General features: G+C 43.8%; 6 protein-coding genes. 1 reads left to right on the top strand and 5 read right to left on the bottom strand.

Translation table 11 applies throughout. The features are described 5' to 3' along the window. The 5 genes from V3S16_RS01260 to plsY all read right to left on the bottom strand — a co-directional run. A partial coding sequence (locus V3S16_RS01260; RefSeq protein ID WP_413882861.1) for a DUF86 domain-containing protein occupies positions 1-312 on the bottom strand: 312 nt, incomplete at its 3' end. Beyond that, positions 302-601 (bottom strand): nucleotidyltransferase family protein, encoded by a 300-nt coding sequence (locus tag V3S16_RS01255; RefSeq protein WP_413882860.1) that lies wholly within the window; start codon positions 599-601, stop codon positions 302-304. The genes V3S16_RS01255 and V3S16_RS01260, both read right to left, overlap by 11 nt. Before the next feature lie 445 nt (positions 602-1,046). Beyond that, positions 1,047-1,718: a hypothetical protein gene (locus V3S16_RS01250; RefSeq protein ID WP_413882859.1), complete on the bottom strand. Its 672-nt coding sequence runs from the start codon at positions 1,716-1,718 to the stop codon at positions 1,047-1,049. Continuing rightward, the gene (locus V3S16_RS01245; RefSeq protein WP_413882858.1) at positions 1,711-2,298 is read right to left on the bottom strand and encodes a DUF6036 family nucleotidyltransferase; all 588 of its coding nucleotides are present in this window, start codon (positions 2,296-2,298) and stop codon (positions 1,711-1,713) included. Before V3S16_RS01245 ends, V3S16_RS01250 begins: the two co-directional genes overlap by 8 nt. A 686-nt stretch (positions 2,299-2,984) precedes the next feature. Further along, entirely contained in the window at positions 2,985-3,593 is a 609-nt protein-coding gene (gene plsY, locus V3S16_RS01240; protein WP_413882857.1) for a glycerol-3-phosphate 1-O-acyltransferase PlsY, read from the bottom strand. A 240-nt stretch (positions 3,594-3,833) separates the two neighbouring features. On the opposite strand from plsY, the gene V3S16_RS01235 reads away from it, so the two are divergent. Further along, the coding region (locus V3S16_RS01235; RefSeq protein ID WP_413882856.1) for a Smr/MutS family protein at positions 3,834-4,072 on the top strand (239 nt) is incomplete at its 3' end.

Here is a 4,072-nt window from a genome sequence, read left to right as displayed (position 1 = left end):
GGCCGGTAACGGAGGCAAATCCACCTGCACCGTATCCCATATAACTGCGTCACTGGCTCTGAAATACTCGTGAACAACGAAATTGCGCATACCGCGCATCTCGTACCAGGGAACTTCAGGGTGCTTCCGACAAATATCTTCTGGAACGTGAACAGCGGCTTCTCCAATGACAATCAGGTTTCGGACCACTGCATCCACGGTTTTCCGATCCTCAGTGAAGGTCTTGTATTCCATCCCTCGTGTATATTCTTGAACAGCGCTGACGGCATCCAATATGTCTTGAATGCGAAACTTCCAATCTCTATGCGGCACGAACGGCCTCCTTGATTATTCTGTCTTTCAGGGCTTTGTGCAGAGCGTCAGGGGTCGTCAGATCCACGGGTCTGCCAAGGATTTCCGATAATCGCCGCTGCAACCTGGCTAGGCCGAACAGACCTACACGGACCTCGGGCTGGAATTCCACCAGGATGTCCACGTCGCTTCCGGGCTTGTCTTCTCCGCGAACAATGGAACCGAACAGGTACAGCGCCTTCACATGATGGTCCTTAAGTACTGCATGGTTCTCCTGCAGAAGGGCCGCGGTTTCCTTTGGTTTCATCATTTTTCTCCTTTATGAACCCCCTCCTCGGGCTATCTTGATCCGCAAACATAAGATATTAAGAACATTATTGAAAACCTATCAAAAAAAATCATAAACATCAAGGGAAATCAAGTGGTTGAAAGACCACAAAATCTCACTCTTTCCCAGGGAAGTGAGGCACGATTACGCCTATGTTATGAGGCTGCATGGACCGTGGTGTCAAAAGGGGTTATGAATTGATAATCTGTATGCCTAACAGTAAAAAGCCGGGGTGAAGCGAACGGCGTTTTCAAACTGATTTCTGAGATATTCATTCGGAAGGTGAAAGTATCATCCAGATCAAAAACCTTTGATATGTCTGACATATAGGTAAACTAAGTTTCTCACAATAGCTTTTGCCATATGCTCGAAACCTTTCTATAGTGCTTCTGCCAGTATGCTGAGAGTAAAATTGTTCCCACAGGCATCAATATTCCATCAATTTCTGGGCAAGGCGATGGAGTTCCGGATTGGCAAGTGCGGCGACTTTCTTCTTTACGGTGCGAGAAAAATATTCTTTTTCGGTTTTGGTTAACAATTCTCCTTTCAATTTCTTCTGGAACAACTCCTTTTGTTTTGGCGAAAATAATTGCGACAGGGCGTATTCAAGCGACAGCTCCTCATGCCTTTGTTTTAGCTTTCTCGATTTTTCAGCATCTTTTTCAAAATAATTGTTAAACATCTGTTTCAGCCTGAATGGGTCGAGACGCCTGCTGCCGAGACGGACCTCATTCCCATGTGCTAAAAGATGTTTTAATTCTTTCATGCGGGCTGACTCTTCCGGCGATAAGGTTTTTTTAAATCGGTTCGACCAGTCAAACGACAGATGGTAATACTGATACAGGGCCAATGATAATAACAGCAAAGACTTGAAATCCTCCAACCCCTCTTTTTTTGTAAAATGCCTTTGAACCTGATCATAATCAAAATTATAGTCCCGGGCGGCATTGGCCAGCAAGACGGCAAATCCCTCCCACAGTCGTGTGTCTTTGCTTTTAACGACTTCGGCCAAGGTTTTATTGGCATCAACTTCCGCCTGGACCTCCATCAGAGGAAATCCCAGCCGATGTAAGTTGTCCATTAATTTTTGATCAACCATAAAGTGTTTCTTTTCTAACTAGATTTAAAAAATTCTCAAGATTACCGACGATCCGTTTTTCTGATATGTCGTAACTTGCAAGCTCTTTAATATGCTGTTCAACCCGCGTAATATCGATGCTTTCTTTACGTGATTTCATCAACATCAGGCAATCTTCAAAATCGACCTCTGTCCCGTGAAAAAGTTTGCTGGCGATCAGATCATAGGGATTTAAGATGCCGATATAAAGGTGAGAAAATTCCTTAAACAGCGTGTGGTTACCCTTTTTCAGAGGAGATGCCATCAAGTCCGTCGTGTGAATACGTTGCCCCACAAACAGGTCAAACACAAACAGATTCCCACTTTTGTGCCAGCCGGACCCCGTTTGCTGCTGATATCCCAAATCCTTTAAGGTTTTGATCAAATACCGGTACTCCGTCTCAACCGGAACCATAAAGTCAACATCCTTAGTCGATGGTTTGATGTCCATCAAGGTCAGGGCGGTTCCGCCGCAGGCAACCAGATGGACTTTGCGCTTTAAGAACGCATTCCACTGTCCCAACAAATCTGTTAATGTCTGTTTGTTCAGTCTATATTCCATTTATTGTATTTTAAAGTACAATCTATTGTACATAATAACACAATTAATTGTATTAATACGTACATCAATTGTTTTGTGTTGTCAAGGAGCATCTTTTAGATGATCGAATCAACATTAAATTGCTCTAAAATTGCGAGAGCCATCGTTGTGAGTTTCTACGGAGGCGGCAAGCCGTAATGTTACGGGATGCAGCTGAAAAGATTGAATAACTAAATGCAGCGAAAAGGGGAAGAGATATTTCAACGGGATAGGTTTTTCACCAGGTTGCATTGGAATAGCTTGTAGGACTCTTAGAATATCAGATGAACAGAAAACCTTTGATATGTCTGACAGATCCGAGCTTGGCCCTGATTGCATATTGCTGCAATAAGATCCAAATATCAAGAATTTAAATTCCTGACATAACCAAAACATACCCCAGAAGAATAAATTTTCGGTGTGGGTTCCAATATGAGCTTCACCCTGTTTTTTTTACGGCGGTTCGTGAATATTTTTCTTTGCTCGACATGAATTCTGCTTTACTTTAATCCACAGATTTCGCAGATTACACAGATTACAATGAATACGCGATTAAGGTTGCGGAATCTGTCGGGTTAAATTCCCCGCAGCTTGCTGCGTTAAGATAGAAAATATCATTTGTTGATACCCCGTGGCTTGCCGCGGGGTCGTTCATCTAATGAACCAAATTAGTTCCATATAGTCGGTTCTGTTCCCGATAAAAGCCGTTTGATATTGTCCTTGTGACGGATATAGATGAATATCGTTATTGCCACGGCACATACGGTGAAGATCCCGGAGTGGGAAGCCTCCCAAACAGCAATCGGCAGAACGGCGGTGGCGGCAAGTGACCCTGCGGAGATTCGATCCAGCCAGCAGACAAACATGATAAAGACCAGTATCACGATAATGCCGGCCGCGGGTGAAATTATAAAAAAGCAGCCGGCGGCGGTGGCAACCCCTTTTCCGCCGTCTTTGAATTTTAAATAAACCGGATAAAGGTGCCCGGCAAAAGCACAAAAAGCGACAACCGCAATGTAGCTTTCACTCCGAACATCACCACCCGGACCTGTCAGGGTCAAAGCAAGCCAGACCGGAATAGCGCCTTTCAGCGCATCCCCCACAAGAGTCAGCGCGCCCAGCACCGGACCGGCCAGGCGTCTTACATTGGTGGCGCCGATGTTGCCGCTTCCTTGTCGCCGGATATCGATGGAAGTAAACATGCGGGTCAAAACAAGGCCCCAAGGGATAGAACCAAGAAGGTATGCAAAAAAAGGAAGCGCTATAAATTTCAACATGTTAAACAGTTAATTGATTTTTAGCTCCATTAGGGGTAATAGTTCAGCCACCAAGACACCAAGCCTCTAAGATTATAAAATAATTCTTTTAATTCCATTTTTAATAAGAGGTACATTAAAATTGATAAGAAAACCAAGGCGTTTGCCGGTCAATTTTATTTGATAAAGGCTTATAATCCATACTCTTTCTTTGTGCCTTGGTGCCTTCGTGGCTGAACTGTTACAATTAGGGATCATATAATGAAACCGATAAAAATGCCCATAGAAGACATCCTGGATCTGCACACTTTTCATCCCAAAGAAATTCCGGATCTTTTTGACGATTACTTTGCCGCCTGTATGGAAGAACAAATCTACTCTGTCAGAGTTATTCACGGCAAGGGAAAAGGCATACTTAAAAAAAGAGTTCAGGAACTTTTGAAAAAAAATCCCATGGTTTTATCTTTCAAAGACGCACCTTACGACGCCGGCGGATGGGG

This window comes from Candidatus Desulfatibia sp., assembly GCF_036446775.1.
Classification (GTDB): domain Bacteria; phylum Desulfobacterota; class Desulfobacteria; order Desulfobacterales; family UBA11574; genus Desulfatibia_A.
This window is presented reverse-complemented; position numbering and strand designations above follow the sequence as displayed.